The organism is Xanthomonas sp. WHRI 7065 (genome assembly GCF_040203115.2).
GTDB classification, from domain to species: Bacteria; Pseudomonadota; Gammaproteobacteria; order Xanthomonadales; family Xanthomonadaceae; genus Xanthomonas; species Xanthomonas arboricola.
Genome location: NZ_CP168194.1, coordinates 205,721 through 223,134, shown reverse-complemented (window position 1 = coordinate 223,134; position 17,414 = coordinate 205,721). Strand labels below are relative to the sequence as shown.

16 protein-coding genes and 1 other RNA gene are annotated in these 17,414 nt (G+C 67.3%); 3 read left to right on the top strand and 14 right to left on the bottom strand.

What is annotated here, in order from left to right; genetic code table 11:
* Positions 1-53: 53 nt before the first annotated feature.
* The 8 genes from kduD to ABQY64_RS00865 form a co-directional block, all read right to left on the bottom strand.
* Positions 54-809: a 2-dehydro-3-deoxy-D-gluconate 5-dehydrogenase KduD gene (gene kduD / locus ABQY64_RS00900; RefSeq protein WP_054592011.1), complete on the bottom strand. Its 756-nt coding sequence runs from the start codon at positions 807-809 to the stop codon at positions 54-56.
* Positions 810-955: 146 nt separating this feature from the next.
* Positions 956-1,810 (bottom strand): 5-dehydro-4-deoxy-D-glucuronate isomerase, encoded by an 855-nt coding sequence (kduI, locus tag ABQY64_RS00895; RefSeq protein WP_016901229.1) that lies wholly within the window; start codon positions 1,808-1,810, stop codon positions 956-958.
* 205 nt (positions 1,811-2,015) lie between these two features.
* Positions 2,016-3,074 (bottom strand): LacI family DNA-binding transcriptional regulator, encoded by a 1,059-nt coding sequence (locus tag ABQY64_RS00890; RefSeq protein WP_024939515.1) that lies wholly within the window; start codon positions 3,072-3,074, stop codon positions 2,016-2,018.
* A 141-nt stretch (positions 3,075-3,215) separates the two neighbouring features.
* Complete coding sequence (locus ABQY64_RS00885; protein ID WP_349779656.1) at positions 3,216-4,799, bottom strand: family 43 glycosylhydrolase; 1,584 nt, start codon at positions 4,797-4,799, stop codon at positions 3,216-3,218.
* Between the two features lie 236 nt (positions 4,800-5,035).
* Positions 5,036-6,319: a TRAP transporter large permease gene (locus ABQY64_RS00880; RefSeq protein WP_016901232.1), complete on the bottom strand. Its 1,284-nt coding sequence runs from the start codon at positions 6,317-6,319 to the stop codon at positions 5,036-5,038.
* Positions 6,319-6,840: a TRAP transporter small permease gene (locus ABQY64_RS00875; RefSeq protein WP_016901233.1), complete on the bottom strand. Its 522-nt coding sequence runs from the start codon at positions 6,838-6,840 to the stop codon at positions 6,319-6,321. The genes ABQY64_RS00880 and ABQY64_RS00875 overlap by 1 nt, the downstream gene beginning before the upstream one ends.
* Positions 6,841-6,850: 10 nt before the next feature.
* Positions 6,851-7,849: a TRAP transporter substrate-binding protein gene (locus ABQY64_RS00870; RefSeq protein WP_024939517.1), complete on the bottom strand. Its 999-nt coding sequence runs from the start codon at positions 7,847-7,849 to the stop codon at positions 6,851-6,853.
* A 37-nt stretch (positions 7,850-7,886) separates the two neighbouring features.
* Positions 7,887-8,708, bottom strand: coding sequence for a 2-keto-4-pentenoate hydratase (locus ABQY64_RS00865; protein WP_039514172.1), 822 nt, complete (start codon positions 8,706-8,708; stop codon positions 7,887-7,889).
* Positions 8,709-8,848: 140 nt separating this feature from the next.
* Between ABQY64_RS00865 and ABQY64_RS00860 the strand changes: the two genes are divergently transcribed.
* The 3 genes from ABQY64_RS00860 (at position 8,849) to ABQY64_RS00850 (ending at position 12,672) form a co-directional block, all read left to right on the top strand.
* Positions 8,849-9,958: an alpha/beta hydrolase gene (locus ABQY64_RS00860; RefSeq protein ID WP_349779655.1), complete on the top strand. Its 1,110-nt coding sequence runs from the start codon at positions 8,849-8,851 to the stop codon at positions 9,956-9,958.
* Positions 9,955-11,577 (top strand): carboxylesterase/lipase family protein, encoded by a 1,623-nt coding sequence (locus ABQY64_RS00855; protein WP_349779654.1) that lies wholly within the window; start codon positions 9,955-9,957, stop codon positions 11,575-11,577. The genes ABQY64_RS00860 and ABQY64_RS00855 overlap by 4 nt, the downstream gene beginning before the upstream one ends.
* A 162-nt stretch (positions 11,578-11,739) precedes the next feature.
* Positions 11,740-12,672 (top strand): rhamnogalacturonan acetylesterase, encoded by a 933-nt coding sequence (locus ABQY64_RS00850; RefSeq protein WP_349779653.1) that lies wholly within the window; start codon positions 11,740-11,742, stop codon positions 12,670-12,672.
* 77 nt (positions 12,673-12,749) lie between these two features.
* Here ABQY64_RS00850 and ABQY64_RS00845 read toward each other — a convergent pair whose 3' ends face one another.
* From ABQY64_RS00845 to ABQY64_RS00820, 6 genes are all read right to left on the bottom strand, one after another.
* Positions 12,750-13,898, bottom strand: coding sequence for an aldo/keto reductase (locus tag ABQY64_RS00845; protein ID WP_104571312.1), 1,149 nt, complete (start codon positions 13,896-13,898; stop codon positions 12,750-12,752).
* A gap of 253 nt (positions 13,899-14,151) precedes the next feature.
* A non-coding RNA gene (locus ABQY64_RS00840) (sX9 sRNA) lies at positions 14,152-14,224 on the bottom strand.
* Positions 14,225-14,329: 105 nt separating this feature from the next.
* Positions 14,330-14,797: a metallophosphoesterase family protein gene (locus tag ABQY64_RS00835; RefSeq protein WP_237348014.1), complete on the bottom strand. Its 468-nt coding sequence runs from the start codon at positions 14,795-14,797 to the stop codon at positions 14,330-14,332.
* A gap of 169 nt (positions 14,798-14,966) precedes the next feature.
* The gene (locus ABQY64_RS00830; RefSeq protein ID WP_104571314.1) at positions 14,967-16,517 is read right to left on the bottom strand and encodes a PepSY domain-containing protein; all 1,551 of its coding nucleotides are present in this window, start codon (positions 16,515-16,517) and stop codon (positions 14,967-14,969) included.
* A complete protein-coding gene (locus ABQY64_RS00825; RefSeq protein ID WP_184609740.1) occupies positions 16,514-16,786 on the bottom strand; it encodes a hypothetical protein in 273 nt (90 codons plus the stop codon). Before ABQY64_RS00825 ends, ABQY64_RS00830 begins: the two co-directional genes overlap by 4 nt.
* Positions 16,776-17,075 (bottom strand): hypothetical protein, encoded by a 300-nt coding sequence (locus ABQY64_RS00820; protein WP_349779652.1) that lies wholly within the window; start codon positions 17,073-17,075, stop codon positions 16,776-16,778. Before ABQY64_RS00820 ends, ABQY64_RS00825 begins: the two co-directional genes overlap by 11 nt.
* Between the last annotated feature and the right edge of the window lie 339 nt (positions 17,076-17,414).

Sequence of the window (17,414 nt, the reverse complement as noted above, 5' to 3'; positions counted from 1 at the left end):
TCCGCCCTTCGGGCACCTTCTCCCGGAGGAAGAAGGCACCGCGTGGGTTTGACTCAGCGTGCCAGCCAGCCGCCGTCGACCGGGATGATGGCGCCGTTGACGTAGTCCGAGGCGCTGCTGGCCAGGAACACCGCGGTGCCGCCGAGGTCGGCCGGCACGCCCCAGCGCGCGGCCGGGATGCGGTCCAGGATGGCCTTGTTGCGGTCCTGGTCGGCACGCAGCTGGGCGGTGTTGTCGGTGGCCATGTAGCCGGGCGCGATGGCATTGGTGGTCACGCCCTTGCTGGCCCATTCGTTGGCCAGCAGGCGGGTGATGCCGGCGATGCCGGACTTGCTGGCGGTGTAGGACGGCACGCGGATGCCGCCCTGGAACGACAGCATCGAGGCGATGTTGATGATCTTGCCGCTGCCCTGGGCGATGAAATGGCGGCCGGCGGCCTGCGCCATGAAGAAGGCCGATTTCAGATTGACGTTCATCACGTCGTCCCAATCCTGCTCGCTGAAATCCACCGCGTCGGTGCGGCGGATCAGGCCGGCGTTGTTGACCAGGATGTCCAGGCGACCCAGGCCGTCCAGCGTTTCCTTGAGGATGCGCTCGACCGGTTCGACGCTGATCAGGTTGGCCTGGATGGCGATGAAGCGGCGGCCCAGGCCCTTGACCAGTTCCTCGGTCTCGGTCGGCGCCTGGATGCCGGCGGCGGCGATGTCGGCGCCGGCCTGCGCCAGTGCCAGCGCGATGCCCTGGCCCAAGCCCGTGTTGGCACCGGTGACCAGTGCGACCTTGCCTTCGAGACTGAACGGATTGCTCATTACCTTATCGCTCCTGCTGGGTGTGCCACGTTGGATGAGTGCGTGCGTCCGCGCGATGCGCGGCCGCTGGCATGGGGTGGAACTGGCGCGTCGATGGCGCTAGCGCATCGACGCGGTGAGTGCGGTGCTGCCCGGCACGCTTGGCCTTACTTGAGCTGGCAGATGTCCAGCACGTGCATGTCGGTGTAATCCAGGTTTTCGCCGCCCATCGCCCAGATGAAGGCGTAATTGCTGGTGCCGGCGCCCATGTGGATGGACCACGGCGGCGACACCACCGCTTCGTTGTTCTGGATCACGATGTGGCGCTGCGCGTCCGGCTCGCCCATGAAGTGATAGACGCGGTCGTTGGCGCCGAGATCGAAGTAGAAATACACCTCGCTGCGGCGGTCGTGCAGATGCGGCGGCATGGTGTTCCAGACGCTGCCCGGCTTGAGCACGGTCAGGCCCAGCAACAGCTGCGAGGACTGGCAGGTGGTCGGCACGATGTACTGGTAGATGGTGCGCTCGTTGCTGGTTTCCAGCGCGCCGCGCTCCAGCGCCACGGCATCCTTGATCGACAGTTGCTTGGTCTCGAAACGCGCATGCGCCGGTGTCGAGGCCAGATAGAACCTGGCCGGGTTGGCGGCATCGTCCGAGGCGAAGCTGACATCGGTGCTGCCCATCGCCACGTACAGGCCGTCCTTCGGCCCGAGCGTGTAGACGGTGCCGTCCACGGTCACGCTGCCGGTGCCGGCGCCGACATTGAGGATGCCCAGCTCGCGGCGCTCCAGGAACGGATGGCCGGCGGCAGACGCCGGTTCGGTCTGCCTGGGCAGTTCCAGCGTGGTGCCGAGCGGTGCTGCGCCACCGAGCACGAAGCGCTCGTAGTGGGTGTATTTGAGCGTGACCGCATCGTCGACGAACAGGCCATCGAGCAGATAGAGCTCGCGCAGGTCGTCGTTGCTGGCGCCCTTGATGGCGTCGGGATGGGTGGCGTAGTGGGTCTTGCAGTACAGGGACATGCGCGATCTCCGGTGCCAAGCGCGGGGGGATTGGCTTGCACCAGGCCATTCTACCGGCTCTGGTTAACCGGTGTCATTGCGCAGTGCACGATAGCCGCATGGCGGTGCGCCGGCCTCGCCCTTCTCCCGTCGGGAGAAGGGGCGCGTAGCGCCGGATGGGGGTACGAGGCTGCGCGCGCTCCCTAGTGGGAGGGGCTTGACGCGCTCAATCTTCCGGCGGTTGGCAGGAGTCGCGCACGATCAGGTGCGGGCGCACGCTGGCGGTGGGCAGTTGCGGGGCGTTGTCGGGCTGGATCAGCATCGCCGCGGCGGTGCGGCCGGTGTCGCGGGTGTGGCGGCGCACCGAGGTCAGCGGCGGCCACAGGCGCGAGGCCAGCGAGCTGTCGTCGTAGCCGATCACCGACAGCTGGCGCGGGATGCTGATGCCGGCGCGCAGCGCGACCTTGTAGATACCGGCGGCCATTTCGTCGTTACCGGTGAAGATGGCGGTGGGGCGCTTCTTGCCCAGCAGCAGCTTTTCGGCCGCGGCCACGCCCGATTCGAAGGTGTAGCCGGCTTCGACGATGCGCTCGGGCGGCAGTTCGATGCCGCGCCGGGTCAGCGCGTCGGCAAAGCCGGAGGTGCGCTCGATCGAGGAACGGTAGGCACTGGGGCCGGTGACCAGGGCGATGTCGCGGTGGCCGAGCGAGAGCAGGTAGTCGGCAGCCTCGGCGGCGCCGTCGCGGTCGTGGGTGATCACCGTCTGCGAGGTGGTGTCCAGCGCCACCGAGGCGATGCGGGTGTAGCGGCAGCCGATCTCGGCCAGCATGTCGGCCAGCGCCTGGTCCTCGGAGGCGCGCGGCACCAGGATCACGCCGTGCAGCTTCTGCGCCTGGGCGAAGCGGCGCACGCCTTCGATGTAGCCGGGGCTGCGGCTGTCGCAGGGGTGCACCACCAGCTCGAAGCTGGAGCCGCGCAGCGCGTCCAGCGCGCCGTACTGCATGTCCACGATGTACTGCGCGGTGGGGTTGTCGTAGACCATGCCGATCAGGAACGAGCGCCGGAACGCCAGCCCCCGTGCGAGCGGGTCGGGCGCGTAGCCGACCTCGCGCATCAGCGCCTCGACCTTTTCGCGGGTGTCCTGCCGCACCAGCGGCGAGTTGTTGATGATCCGCGACACGGTCTTCTTGGACACGCCCGACATCCGCGCGATGTCGTTGATCGTGGCTACCTTGCCCTTCGGCAGGCCGGGCATTCCCTCTTCAGGCATCTTGCGGGCGGGCATAGCGGTCAACCAGTGAAGTTGATTGGATTCTACCGGCCAGACGGCCGGCAGACCTGAGCGAAGCCTGCCGCCACCCCGGACCCGCCGTGCAGGACACGCCGCAGCCGGCAGCGCGGCGGCATGCCCGGCGATGCAGAACGGTCAGTCCAGGGCGCGGTAGCGGAAGTTGCGGAACTCCACCTGGCCCTGCCCGGCGGCATACAGCGCCGGCTTCAAGGCCAGGAACTTGCCGGCCACGTTGTGGTGGTAGCCGGACACTTCCATCTGCACCGGGTACTTGGTCCAGGTGGTGCCGTCGGTGCTGCTGTGGATGGTGACGATGTGGCGGTTGTTGGTGACGCGCAGCCACAAGGTGCCACCGGTCGCACTGGGGGCCAGCGTGCCGGGGCGTTCCTCGCCGTAGCGGTGCATGACGAAGTTCTCGCCATTGCTGCCCACGCCGGCATAGAGCTTGTCGCTGTAGAACAGCAGCGCCCCGCCCTGACCGCCCGGCGCCACGGTCATCTGCACCTCGAACTGGTAGGCCTGGTCGGTGGCGATCACCGTCAGCGGCGAGGCGTTGCGCGGGGCGCTGCCCTTGCCCTGCAGGCGCAACACGCCATCGCCGACCTGCAGCCGCTTGGCCTCGTCGGCGGCCGGGTTGAAGAACGCCCACTGCGGGCCCAGCGTGCTGGCGCGGAAGTCGTCCGACAGCGCCAGCCCATGCGGCAAGGCCTGCCCGCTGGGCTTTTTCAGCGGCGTGCCCAGGTCGCCGCCCTTGGCGACGAACCAGCCGTCCGGGGTCCACTCGATCGGGTCCAGCAAGGCCTGCCGGCCCAGGGTCCAGTAGCCGTGTTCGTAGCCGTGGTAGAGCATCCACCAGCGCTGGTCGGTGCCTTCCACCAGGGTGGCGTGGCCACGCGACCACCACGGCTCGTCGGCGCTCCTGGTACGGGTGATCGGGTTGTTGGGCGCGTTCTGCCAGGGGCCGTGGATCGAGCGCGAACGCGCGGTGATCACCATGTGCCCGGTCGGCGGGCCGGCGGTGCCGCCGACGGCGGTGGTCATGTAGTACCAGCCGTTGTGGCGGGTGATCTTGGGGCCTTCCTGGGCGTAGCCTTCCACGTCCCAGCTTTCCGGGTATTTCCAGCCGTCGTAGACATGCTTGGGCGTGCCGACCACCTTGAGCCCGTCGTCGGAGAGCTGCACGTAATCGCCACCGCTCAGGAACAGATAGCGCTTGCCGTCCTCGCCCACCGCATGGCCGGGGTCGATGTACTTGCCCAGGCCGATGTCGATCGGCGCGCTCCACGGGCCCTTGATGTTGTCGGCCCAGACCACGAAGTTGCTGCGCTCGCCCTGGTCGCCACGGCGCGCCGGGAAGTAGATGTAGTAGCGCTTGCCGTGCTTGATCAGATCCGGCGCCCAGATCGCGCCGACGTTCTGGGTGATGGCATGGCCCAGCGGCTGCCAGTTGACCAGATCGCGCGAATGCCAGATCGGCAGGCCCGGGTAGGCATCGAACGAGGACAGCGTGAGGTAGTAGTCCTGCCCGTCCTTGAGCACCGACGGGTCGGGGTGATCGCCAGCCAGTACCGGGTTGAGGAAGGTGCCGTCGCCCTGGTCGGCGATGCGCTGGTGTTCGATGCCGCGCTTCCAGTCGGCCGCGGCAGCGAGCCCGGCACACAGCAGCAGGCCGCCGGCCAGCAGCCAACGCAAACGGTTTGAAGCGATACGCACACGCATGCTTGCTCCTGGTCCCCGCACGGCGGGGCGATGCGGCGGCCAGCGCCTGGAGCGTCGGCCGCCTGGATGAAGGCGGAACTACTTGCCAGCAGCGACGCCGGGCAGCGCGCCGGTAACGTCGCCAGGCGTTTGTCGAGCGAGGCGCGGCGTGCGGACATCGCATCGCACGCGCCGTGCAGGCCGCTGCCACGCACCGACGACGCCCACCTGACGGACGCAGTCGGGATCGCGGGCACTTACGCGCGCAGCGCGCGTGGCAACCACAGCGACAGTTCGGGGAAGAACGCCACGATCAGCAGCACACCCAGGGCCGCCAGCCAGAACGGCCAGATGGTGCGCATGCTCTGGGCGATGGTGATCTGCCCGATCGAGGTGCCGATGAACAGCACCGAGCCGATCGGCGGGGTGATCAGGCCGATGCCGCCGGCCAGCACCATCACCAGACCGAAATGGATCGGGTCGATGCCGTAGGCCTTGACCACCGGCAGGAAGATCGGCGTGCAGATCAGGATCTTCGGCGCCAGGTCCATGAACATGCCCAGCAGCAACAGCATCACCACGATCATCAACAGCACGGTGTTCTTGCTGTCGGCGATGGCCTGCAGGAACTTCACCGCCGCCGCCGGCACCTGCAGGTAGGCCAGCAGCCAGCCGAACACTGCCGCGGTGGCGATCACGAACAGGATCACGCCGGTGGTGCGCGCCGCATGCGTCACCGCGGCGAAGAACTCGGCCCACCGCAGCTGCCGATACAGCAGCGCGGTGACGATCAAGGCGTATACCACCGCGATCGCCGCGCTCTCCACCGCGGTGAAGATGCCGGCACGGATACCGATGAAGATCAACGCCACCAGCCCCAGGCCCGGCAACGCGCCGATCAGGCGCAGCGCCACTGCGCGCCAGCCGGGGAACGGCTCGGTGCCGTAGCCGCGATGGCGGGCCACCGCATAACCGGTGACCATCATCGCCGCGGTCATCAGCAGCGCCGGGAAGATGCCGGCCGCGAACAGGTCGGCGATCGACAGCCCGCCACCGGCCGCGGCCGAGAACAGGATCAGGTTGTGCGAAGGCGGCACCAGCAACGCCACCAGCGCGGCGGTCATGCTCACGTTGACCGCGTAGTCGCGGTCGTAACCACGCTTGATCATCTGCGGGATCATGGTGCCGCCGACCGCCGAGACGTCGGCGATCGCCGAGCCGGACACGCCGCCGAAGAACAGCGACGACAGCACGCTGACCTGGCCCAGGCCACCACGCACCCGCCCCACCAGCGAGGACGCCAGTGCGATCAGGCGTTCGGAGATACCGCCGCGCAGCATCAGCTCGCCGGCGAAGATAAACAACGGGATGGCGATCAACGAGGCCGAGCCGCTGCCGGCGGAAATCTGCTGCACCAGCACCACCGTGGGCAGGTCCAGATACAGCAGCGTGGCCAGTGCGGCCGCGCCCAGCGCATACGCCACCGGCACGCCGATCAGCAGCAGCACCACGAAGGTCCCCAACAACATCGCAATGCCCATCAGCGCACTCCTCCGGCCTGGATCGGGCGCAGCACACGCCACAGCTTGTACAAGGCAAAGATCACCATCAGCGCACCGCCGATCGACAGCGGCAGGTAGTTGATGCTCTGCGGCATCTGCGCGCCGGCCATCTTGATATCCAGGCCATCGAGCAGCAGCGCCGCGCTCCACCACGCCAGCACCGCACCGATGGACATGATCATCAACGGGCGGATCAGGTCGAACACCCTGCGCACCAGCGGCGGCACGTGTTCGCCCAGCAGGTAGAAGCCGAAGTGGCGGTTGGTATGCACGCCGGCGGCCGCGCCCAGGCTCAGCGCGGTGCTGAGCAACAGCAGCGTTACCGGCTCGGTCCAGCTGGGCGAGTCGTTGAGCACGTAGCGGGTGAACACCTGCCAGCCCTGCACGACCACCAGGCCCAGCAGCGCGATGGATGCCACGCCAACGGCGGTATCGGAAACGCGGTCCAGCGCGCGCTGCAACGGCGCGACCGGGACGGCGACGGTCTCGGGTTCGGTCATCGGGTCACCTCTATGCAAAATCGCGGATGCGGCGGTACAGCGCTTCGATCTCCGGCTGCTTGCGGTATTCGGCCAGCAGCGGCGCGGCGGCGGCGCGGAACGCCGGCATGTCGACCTGATTGAGCTTGACGCCGTAATCGATCACCTGTTTGCGCGCGACGGTCTCCGAGGCATCCCACAGATTGCGCATCACCGGTACCGAGGCGCGTGCCAGTTCCACCACCAGGGCGCGATCGTCCGGGCGCAGCGATTCGAAACTCTGCCGCGACATCACCAGGATGTCTGGCGCATAGGAATGCTCGCTCTGCGACCAGTAATGCGCGGCTTCGAAATGCCGGCTGGACTGGAAGCTACGCATGTTGTTTTCGGCACCGTCGATCATGTGCGTTTCCATCGCCGAGAACGTCTCGCCCAGCGACATCGGGGTGGGATTGGCACCCAGCATGCGCATCAGCTTGAGGAAGATGTCCGACGAGGCCACGCGCAGTTTCAGGCCCTTGAGATCTTCCGGGCGGTGCAGCGGGTGCTTGGTGTTGTAGAAGCAACGCGCACCGGAATCGTAGATCGCCAGGCCCACCAGGTCGCGCTGCTCGAAGCTGCGCAGCACGCTGTCGCCGACATGGCCATCGATGGCGCGGCGCAGATGCGGCACCGAGTCGAACACGTACGGCAGGCACAGCGCCTGGGTCAGCGGAAAGGTGTTGTTCAACGCGCCCGAATACACCCGGGTGATGTCGATGGCGCCAAAGCGCGCCATGTCGATCGCCTCCGACTCGCGGCCCAGCTGGCCGGAGTGGTACTGGCGCAGCTTGAGCCGGCCGTTGCTGCGTTGCTCCAGCTGCTTGCCGAACCACCGCACCGCCTCCACGGTGGGGTAGTCGCCGACATGCACGTCGGTGGCGGTCAGCAGCTGCCCGCCGGGGATCGGCGTGGTGGCACCCGCGCCCAGCCAGGGGCCGGCCGCGGCGGCACCGAGCCCGGCACCGAGGAAATGTCTGCGTGTGATCATTGGCGCCCTCCCAAGCGTCTGGTCACTGGGTCCGGCGTTACTTGGCGGACACAGCCGTACAGGAAATGTCGCCGATGCCGGCGAAGCGAATCAGGGCATGCTGTCCCACTTCGATGTCATGGATACCGGTGGCATTGCCCGTGGCGATGAGATCACCACGCTTGAGCGGACGCCCGCGCCGGGCCGAACGACTGAGCGCAAATGCGTAGGCCGCGCGCAAGCCGCCCGGCAGCGTGGTGGCCCCGCCGGTGCCGACCAGCTGGTCGTCGATCAGGGTTTCGGCGGTCAGCGCGGATTCGTCGCGCGCCAGCCAATCGGTCACTTCCGGCCCCAGGATCAGGCCGTTGTTGTTGCCGAAGTCGGAGATCACCACGCGCGGGCCCAGCTTGTTGATGGTCGCCAGCGGGCTGCTGGCGATTTCCACGCCGATGAACAGCGTGGCCGGCAGCTGCGCCGCCTGATCAGGAGTGAAGTGGGTCTGCTCGGCCGGCGCGTCTGCGTCCAGGCGCAGCACGTACTCGGCCTCCACCGCACCGAAGCCGCCTTCGTAGATCGGGAATTCGGTTGTTCCACCGGTAGCATTCCAGAGCTTGTGCGAGAAGATCGGGCCCAGCAGGCGTTCGTCGCCCGATGCATCGCGGCGCTCGGCGGCGATGTAGCCCACCTTCCAGCCGACCACCTGGTCGTCCCACTGGCTGATGGCGATATCCTGCACCTGGTAGGCGGTGAGCAGATCGTCGGGGATCTGCCCTGGAAAGTCCGGCAGCGATGCCCCTGCACGGCGTGCCTCCACAAAGCGCTGGGCGATCTGCGACAGCGAGGATGTGGAGGATGGTGGGGTGGCGGCGTCGTTGCTCAAGGGTGTCTCCCTGATAGGTGTTTTTGTTGCACTGCCAATCGACAGTGGCACGGTGTGCTGTATATGGTAAACCGGTGTCATTGGCAATGTGCAGTGCGGCAAAACTGGCCGCAGCAACGAAGCAACCCTGGGAGGGGTGGATGAAACAGACAAGCCCGACGCGCGTGTTTGCCGCGTTTTCGAGCGTCATGCGCCGGTGCATGACGGTGGTGGTGATGGCGGGAGCGCTGCTGACCGGGCCACTGCTGGCGGCCGAGGTGCCCGGCGCCGATACCGCAGCCGAGCAGGCCAGCCGGATCCTGCTATGGCCCAAGGGGATGGCACCGGGGGACAAGCCGCTGCCGCAGCCACAGCGCATCGTCCAACGCAGCAGCGACTCGGCCCTGCCCGATCGCTACATCCAGCAGATCAGCACGCCTTACCTGGTGGTCTACCGGCCCAAGCGGCCGAACGGCACCGCCCTGCTGGTCACCCCCGGCGGCGGCTACCAGCGCATCGTGCTCGACAACGAGGGCAGCGCACTGGTGCCCAGCTTCGTCGACCAGGCCGGCATCACCCTGTTCGTGCTGCGTTACCGCTTGCCCGGCGAAGGCCACCCGAGCGGCGCCGACGTGCCGCTGGCCGATGCACAGCGCGCGCTGCGGCTGATCCGCGCCAACGCCGCCCACTACGGCATCGACCCCCAGCGGGTCGGGGTGATGGGGTTCTCGGCCGGCGGCCATGTCGCCGCCAGCCTGGCCACCCGCTACGCCGCGCAGGTCTACCCCAAGGTGGATGCGGCCGATGCACTGAGCGCGCGGCCGGATTTTGCGCTGCTGGTCTACCCGGTCATCGACATGGACAGCGCCAACGCGCACCCCGGCTCGCGCGAGCGCCTGCTCGGCAGCAGTCCAGCCGATGCGCAGGTGCGTGCGTATTCGCCGCAACTGCATGTGGATGCGCGGACCCCGCCCAGCTTTCTGCTGCATGCGCAGGACGACACCGTGGTGTCGGTGCGCAACAGCCTGCTGATGCACGACGCGCTGCTGCGCGCCGGCGTGCCGAGCGAGCTGCACGTCTTCCCGCAGGGCGGCCATGGCTTCGGCACCGCCAGCGACAGCGGCCTGACCGTGGCCGCCTGGCCGCAGCTGGCACAGGCCTGGATCGCGCATGTCAGCAAGGTGCAAACGCCCGCGACTGCATCTGCGACGACTGGGAATGGATATGTCGCTGCACCTGCCTCTATACCGGTGCAGGACGCCGCGCAATGACGCCGCCATCCACGCCAGACGCGCGGCGACGCACGCTGCTGCGCGGCGGCTTGCTCGCCACCGCTGCAGCCGCGTTGCCGGGTTTCGCAGGCCCAGCCGCAACAGCGCCTGCGCGCGACGACAGTACGCCGCTGGCACACGTGCGTGGCGGCGCACTGCGCGGTTATCGCGATCAAGGTATCTGCGTGTTCAAGGGCATTCCGTACGGCGGCGACACCGCAGCGCGGCGCTTTCAGGCGCCGGTGCCGGAAACGCCCTGGCAGGGCGTGCGTGATGCCAGCGCCTTCGGTGCAGCCGCACCGCAACCCAAAGCCAGCGAACCCACCAGCGAGGACTGCCTGTTCCTCAACGTATGGACGCCGGGCCTGCGCGATGGCGGCAAGCGCCCGATCCTGTTCTATATCCACGGCGGCGGTTACACCACCGGCTCCGGCAGCGACCCGTTGTACGACGGCGTGCGCCTGTGCAAACGCGGCGACGTGGTGGTGATCACCGTCAATCACCGGCTCAACCTGTTCGGCTACCTGTCGCTGGCGCAGCTGGGCGATGCCGGCTTTGCCGACTCCGGCAATGCCGGGCAGCTGGACCTGATCCAGGCACTGCAGTGGGTGCGCCAGCACGCGGTCGAATTCGGCGGCGATGCCGGCAATGTCACCGTGTTCGGCCAGTCCGGCGGCGGCGCCAAGATCGCCACCCTGATGGCGATGCCGGCCGCGCGTGGCCTGTTCCACCGTGCCTGGACCATGAGCGGGCAGCAGGTCACCGTGGCCGGCCCGCGTGCAGCCACGCAGCGTGCGCAGTTGCTGCTGGATGCCTTGAAACTGGCGCCCGGCGAGCTTGCGCGCATCCGCACGCTGCCGGTTGCGCAACTGCTGGCTGCCGCGCAGCTGCGCGATCCCTCGCGGGTGGAAAACAGCGCGCTGTACTTCGGCCCGGTGCTGGATGCACGCAATGTGCCGGTGCATCCGTTCTGGCCGACCGCGCCACTGCAATCGGCCAGGATTCCGCTTGTGATCGGCAATACCCGCGACGAGACGCGCGCGTTTCTCGGCAACGACGCGAAGAACTTTGCGTTGAGCTGGGACGAGCTGCCGGCCAGGCTGGAAAGCCAGCAGTACGTCGACCTGCTGCCGCAGGTGGTGATTGCCGAATATCGCCGGCTGTATCCGCAGTACTCGCCTTCGGACGTGTTCTTTGCCGCGACCACGGCGGGCCGCTCGTGGCGCGGCGCGGTCGAGGAGGCCGAAGCGCGTGCACGCCAGGGCGCGCCGACCTGGGTGTACCAGCTTGACTGGGGCTCGCCGCTGGATGGCGGCAAGTTCGGCGCCTTCCACACGCTGGATATCCCGCTGGTCTTCGACACCATTGCGCAGCCCGGCTCGCGCACCGGCGACGGCGCCGCTGCGCAGCGCATGGCCGAGCAGATGAGCGAGGCGCTGCTCGCCTTCGCGCGCAGTGGCGACCCGAATCATCGCGGCCTGCCACGCTGGCGTCAGTACTCGTTGCAGCACCGCGACACGTTGCTGTTCGATGTGCCGAGCCGGATGGACAACGACCCGCGCGGTGGCGAACGGCGGCTCTACCAGCAGGCGCCCTTCATCCAGCGCGGTACGTTCTGAGCGCTTTCGTTCCGGCGGGGCGATCAGCACGTGGTGTGCGGTCAACGCACGGGTGCGAACGTCCGCAGACCGGGATGTCTGCGCAGGACAGGCCGATTCCGCAGCGCCGGCTGCCTCCATCCAGCGAGCGCAGCATTGTTTCATTCGTTTTCGAGGTGAGGCATGCGTAAGGACTTTTTTGTTGCACCGATGCTGCTGACAGCGCTGGCCGCTGCCTGCCTGACGTTTTCCGATACGGCCGCTGCCGCGCAGGTCGGTACGCCGCGCGCATCCAAGGCATCGGCCTCCACCGCCGCTGCGCCCGCGCTTGCCGCCAGCAAAATCGTGCTGGTCGGCGACTCCACCACCGCCGTGCAGGGCGGCTGGGGACCGAGCTTTTGCGCACAGCATGTGAGCTCGTTTCTGAGCTGCCTCAATCTGGCGCGCGGCGGCCGCAGCACGTCCAACTACCGTGCCGAAGGTTCGTGGGACATCGCGTTGCACGAGCTACGCAGCGGCGGGTATCGCCAGGTGTATGTGCTGATCCAGTTCGGCCACAACGATCAACCGGGCAAGCCGGGGCGTTCCACCGACCTGGCGACCGAATTCCCCGCCAACCTGCGCCGCTATGTGGCCGAGGCGCGTGCTGCCGGTGCGATTCCGGTGCTGGTCACGCCGTTGACGCGGCGGCAGTTCGCGCGCGGTCAGTTGCTGGACGATCTGGCGCCCTGGGCCGAGGCCACGCGCACGCTCGCGCAGGAATTGCAGGTGCCGTTGATCGACCTGCACGCGCACAGCCGCGCCCTGGTGCAAGGCATGGGCCCGGTGCTGGCAATGCGCCTGGCGCAGCGGCCGGCCGACCCGGAGCAGGTGCTAGCCGCGCAATCGGGCACCACCATCGGCAAGACACCGGCGCAGACCATATCGACGCCCGCTACGCCTGCTGTCGCCGCTGCGCGTGCACAGGACAACGCCAGTGCCGAGCCGATGGGCCAGGCCAAGCTGGCATTCGATTACACCCATCTGGGTGCCGAAGGTGCCGATCTGTTCGCGGCGATTGTCGCCGACGAACTGGCCAGGCAAGTGCCTGCGTTGCGGCCGTTGTTGATTCCGTGATGGGTGAAGTGATGCCTGGGGCGTGACGTGGTGCATCGTAAGCGCAGGCGTTTGCGATGCACCACCACGCGTAAGCCTCAGCCCAGCACAGGCACTGGTGCATCCGCTTCGATCACCTGCTCGCGCTTGAGCTCTTCCCATACCTCTGCCGGAATCGCCACGCGCATCGAGGCCGCATTCGCATGCGCCTGCTCGGCCGTGCGCGCACCCGGAATCACCGCGGACACCACCTTGGGTGCGGCGGCAAACTGCAGCGAGACCGTGCGCAGATCCACGCCGTGGCGCTCGCAGATGGCGAGTGCTTTCTGGCGCTTGGCCGGTGCCCATTCCGGCACGGTGCCGTCGTAGAGATAACGCTCGCGCCCGGCCAGATAGCCCGCCAGCAGCGGCGCACCGACCACCACCGACGCGCCATGCTTTGCGATCTTCGGGAAGGTGTCGTGCAGCGCCTGCGCGTGATCGAGCAACGAGTACTGGCAGGCCAGCAGGAAGATGTCCGGGTCGGCCTCTTCGATCGCACGCAGGGCCGGCTCGGGGCGATTGACGCCAAAGCCCCAGGCCTTGATCAGGCCCTCCTTGCGCATCTTGGTCAGCTCGGGCATCGCACCTTTCACCGCTTCGGCAAAACGCTGTTCCCACGGCATGCCCAGGTCTTTCTCGTTCTCCGGCGACAGGTCGTGGATGTAGGCGATATCGATCTGCGACACGCCCAACCGCTGCAGGCTGTCTTCGATCGAGCGACGCACACCGGAGGCGCTGTAGTCGTAGCGATAATCGAAGGGTGACGGCTGCTGCCACATCGTCTTCGGCGGTTTTTCGGTAGCGGTCAGCAGGCGCCCGACCTTGGTCGACAACACATAGTCGTCTGCAGCGTGATTGTGCAGGTGGTGCCCGGTACGGCGCTCGGACAGGCCCAGGCCGTACCACGGTGAGGTATCGAAATACCGCACGCCCGATTCCCACGCCGCAGCCAGGGTCGCTTCGCTTTGCGCATCGCTGGTCGGCGCAAACCCATTGCCGATCGCCACGCCACCAAAGCCCAGTCGACTCGAGGGCCGATAGCGTGCGCCCTTGCTTGCGGAATTGGTCGGCAACGCGGATGCGGCCGCCTTGCCGCGCGTGGGCATCACGCTGCCCGGTGCGGAGGTCTGTGCCAACAACGGGGCGGCGGCCAATGCCGCGGTGCCGGCAGCGGCGGCGGAAAGGAACTGGCGACGGGTATTCATGGGGAAAATCCTTGCGGCGACTCGATGCACAAGGATGGTCCCGCCTGCGTGCAGACAAGGTCAGCGCAGGGACCGCGAGCCTACACATGCAGGCAACGAACGACTCGCGCGCAGGTTTGGGCAAGCAGGCACGTCAGCACAGGTTGTCAGCGGTCGCTGCTGGCGGTCATCGCATGCACCGCATGCTCAGGGCATGCGGAAGTGGCCTGTGCGCCGGGCCGATGCATTTCATCGCACGGCATTGTCTAAAAGCGGCTAACAAAACGTAGCGGTCTTCAGGTGGGTGCGGACGGCGCGCTCAGAAGCGCAGTGCACGCATGGCACATGCCGCTTCCGAGCATCGGCCGCGCACGCATGACGGCTGTGCAGTCGTTTTTTGCTGGCCGTTCCAGATCCCTGCGCAAGTCTCTGTTGCACGGACCCACCCTGCATCAGCGTATTTCCAGCAATTGCAGCTGCGCCTGCGGCGGGCCATCGCCCAGCCACAGCGTGCCCACACTGATCGGCAAGCTGAAGCGACGCGGGCCGGCGCTGCCCGGATTGATGTACAGCACACCGTCGCGCGTGTGTATCGACGGCTTGTGCGAGTGCCCACTGATGATCACATCGGCAGCAACATCCGCTGCCAGCGTTTTCAGATCGTGCAACACATGCATGCGCACGCCTGCGATCAGCAGATCCAGCGTTTGCGGAAGCTGCGCTGCCCATGGCTTGTTATCAATATTGCCGGCGATCGCATGCAACGGTGCCAGCGCCTGCAGCGCGGCGAGGATCTCCGGCTTGCCTACATCGCCGGCATGGATGATCGCCGCGCAGCCCTGCAAGGCAGCCACGGCCTCGGGCCGCAGCACGCCGTGCGTGTCGGAGATCAGGCCAATGCGTAAGACGGCAGCCGTCATCGGGTGTGGGTGAAGGTGGCGGGCGATCAGGATGCACTGCCCGGCGAGGCCGTCGCGTCAACGGGCCAGGTTGTCGGGCCAGCCGCATGGTCAGTGACCAAGCGCTCCGCTGCGGATGATGCCTGGCACACCGTGGCGTGCCAGGCATCAATCGCGTCAGTGCATCGACTCAGCGCGTTGCGCGCTTCCACGCCCAGACGCTGTTGGGATCGCCCTGCAGCCCGCGCCGCCTGCTCGCACGCGCCAGTTGCCAGTACGCCCATGCCAACACCAGGGCGATCAGGTCCACGACCAGCACCGTCGCGTCCTGCCACGGCAGCACCACGCCATGTGCCGAAACACAGCTGGCCAGCGGAATCAGCGCCGTGAGGACAGCGCAGGCCAGCAACACCTCGTACCCACCACGTGCGGTGGGGCGGACCAGCGCCCACACCAGCACGGCCGCAAAGACCGCGTAATAGACATAGCGCTCCTGCCCTTGCGGAAGCAAACGTGCGGCGATGAACAAGGCCGAGATGCCGGCGACGCTACCCAGGCAGACGCCGATGGTCAGGCGCGCCATCGCGTGGGTGCGGCGCGGTTGATCCACCAGCCGACGCTTGCGGCGTGTTTCGATCCACAACAGGTTGCCGCTGTAGAACAGGAACGCGCCGCCCAACCCAAGCAGGAAATACAGCCACTGCACCGGCGCATGCCCGAAGTTGCCGAAGTGCAGCCCTTGCAGCCCGCGCAAGGCGGAGGTGCCTGGTGACATCGTTCTTGGTTCGAGCACGCGCAGGACCTGGCCGGTTGCCGCGTCCAAGGCCACGCCACCGAGTGTGTTGAGGCGGCGTTGATCGTTGTGGCCATACACTTCCGCGCGTGCATGGGCATCGCCTGCATCATGGAACCCGATGCTCTCCGGTACAAAGCCCGGGCTGGCTGCGCGCGCCTTGTCCAGCAGCACCGCAACCGGCAACACCGGCGCCGCACGCCTGGCCGGTTGCACATGCGGGGTGAGTTCGAACTCCGGCGCCAGGATCTGCATCAATTTGCCGTCGAACACCAGGAACTGAAATGGCGCCAGCAACAGCACGCCCAGGCACAACACCGCGCCGGACCAGGCAAAGATCACATGGAACGGCAGCGACAACATGCCGACCACATTGTGCGCGTCCTGCCACAGGCGCTTGAGGTTATGCCCCGGCCGCAGCGCGAACAGGTCCTTGAAGAACACCGGCGCGTACAACACCACCCCGCTGAGCAACGCCAGCCCGTACAGCACGCTCACCACACCGAACAGATAGGTGCCGAACACGCGTGGCAGGCCGGCGGTGAAGTGCAGGTCGTAGAGGAAATCGGCAAAGCCCACGCGTTGCGGCAATTCCAGCAGGCGGCCATCGGCGGTCTGTTGATACTGCCGCATGCCGCCACTGGCCTCGGCCTGCGGCCCATACCAGTACAGCCGCGGGGTCGGCCCGTGCTCGCCGGGCAGCAGCACCAGGAAGGATTCGGCCACCTGCGGATGCCGGGCGATCACCGCATCCAGCAAGGTCTGCGCGGCGGCGACGGGATCTACCGGCGCACGCTGTGTGACAGGCGGCGTGGTCTGCCAGCCGCTCAGTTCATGCGTGAACACGGTGATGGCGCCGGCGTAGAAGGCGATGAACAAGGCCATGCCCGCCAACAGACCCATCCAGCTGTGGACCGACAGAAACGCGCGCAAGGTCGATGCTTTCATGCGCCCAGCTCCGTCCAGCCCAATGCCTTGATGCCTGCAAGCGCGAGGTAGCACAGCAGCGTCAACCCGCCGAGCACGACCCAGGCGCGCGATGCGCTACGGAACACGAACGGCAGCGCCATCGCGCCCACCCAGGCCGGAAACATCAGCAGCAACCACGCCAGCGTGTAGCTCTGCTGCGGCCCCGGCAGCAACAGGGCGCACAGGCCCACCACGCCGACCGCCAGCGGCAGACCCAGCACCACTGCAGCCAGCCATCTAGCCCACATGGCGCACCTGCCTGCGTTGCGTACGCGCCTGCAGCCAGGCATCCAGATACGGCAGCGCCACCGCCACCAGCATCAGCGCCGTCACTGCGGCGAAGATGCCGGCCCAGGTGCCCAAGGCCTGCATGGCGCAACCCAGCGACAGCAGCAGCAATGCGCTGGCGACGACGCGTAGCGCGCGCGGGGACAGCCGGCGCTGCGGCCACAGGCGTTGATGCCGTGTTGCCAGGTAGAACGCCAGCGCCGACGCCGCAGCGGTGAGCAGGTAGCACCAGGTCATCAAACCGCTCATGCCTGCGCCCGCGTCGACGCGGAGAAACGCAACACACCGAGCTGCGCTGGCCGCGCGCCGCCACCTTGCGCGCCGACACACAGCGAATATGTAACCCACACCAGTGCATGCGCGCATCCAGCGATGCGCACAACATGGATAAACGGATCAACCATCGAAGAAACCACAGCCATCAAAATGCCCACGCACAACACTCCCGTACACACGGTCGACGGAAGGCATGGCGGCGGCTGTGCCCGGCAGCCCTCTCCGGGCCGCCTAATGAGCGGGTGACACCCCTGCTGCACCGCCCGGTGGGCGCGCGCAGCGAGGTGTTGGCCGCTCTACGGCGCGCAATCT

What these genes read in the sequence shown, in the direction of transcription:
- ABQY64_RS00875 (WP_016901233.1), bottom strand. Translation starts at nt 6,840, where the DNA reads ATGACCGAACCCGAGACCGTCGCCGTCCCGGTCGCGCCGTTGCAGCGC.
- ABQY64_RS00870 (WP_024939517.1), bottom strand. Translation starts at nt 7,849, where the DNA reads ATGATCACACGCAGACATTTCCTCGGTGCCGGGCTCGGTGCCGCCGCG.
- ABQY64_RS00820 (WP_349779652.1), bottom strand. Translation starts at nt 17,075, where the DNA reads ATGAGCGGTTTGATGACCTGGTGCTACCTGCTCACCGCTGCGGCGTCG.
- ABQY64_RS00835 (WP_237348014.1), bottom strand. Translation starts at nt 14,797, where the DNA reads ATGACGGCTGCCGTCTTACGCATTGGCCTGATCTCCGACACGCACGGC.
- ABQY64_RS00845 (WP_104571312.1), bottom strand. Translation starts at nt 13,898, where the DNA reads ATGAATACCCGTCGCCAGTTCCTTTCCGCCGCCGCTGCCGGCACCGCG.
- ABQY64_RS00885 (WP_349779656.1), bottom strand. Translation starts at nt 4,799, where the DNA reads ATGCGTGTGCGTATCGCTTCAAACCGTTTGCGTTGGCTGCTGGCCGGC.
- ABQY64_RS00850 (WP_349779653.1), top strand. Translation starts at nt 11,740, where the DNA reads ATGCGTAAGGACTTTTTTGTTGCACCGATGCTGCTGACAGCGCTGGCC.
- ABQY64_RS00880 (WP_016901232.1), bottom strand. Translation starts at nt 6,319, where the DNA reads ATGGGCATTGCGATGTTGTTGGGGACCTTCGTGGTGCTGCTGCTGATC.
- ABQY64_RS00890 (WP_024939515.1), bottom strand. Translation starts at nt 3,074, where the DNA reads ATGCCCGCCCGCAAGATGCCTGAAGAGGGAATGCCCGGCCTGCCGAAG.
- kduD (WP_054592011.1), bottom strand. Translation starts at nt 809, where the DNA reads ATGAGCAATCCGTTCAGTCTCGAAGGCAAGGTCGCACTGGTCACCGGT.
- ABQY64_RS00860 (WP_349779655.1), top strand. Translation starts at nt 8,849, where the DNA reads ATGAAACAGACAAGCCCGACGCGCGTGTTTGCCGCGTTTTCGAGCGTC.
- ABQY64_RS00855 (WP_349779654.1), top strand. Translation starts at nt 9,955, where the DNA reads ATGACGCCGCCATCCACGCCAGACGCGCGGCGACGCACGCTGCTGCGC.
- kduI (WP_016901229.1), bottom strand. Translation starts at nt 1,810, where the DNA reads ATGTCCCTGTACTGCAAGACCCACTACGCCACCCATCCCGACGCCATC.
- ABQY64_RS00830 (WP_104571314.1), bottom strand. Translation starts at nt 16,517, where the DNA reads ATGAAAGCATCGACCTTGCGCGCGTTTCTGTCGGTCCACAGCTGGATG.
- ABQY64_RS00825 (WP_184609740.1), bottom strand. Translation starts at nt 16,786, where the DNA reads ATGTGGGCTAGATGGCTGGCTGCAGTGGTGCTGGGTCTGCCGCTGGCG.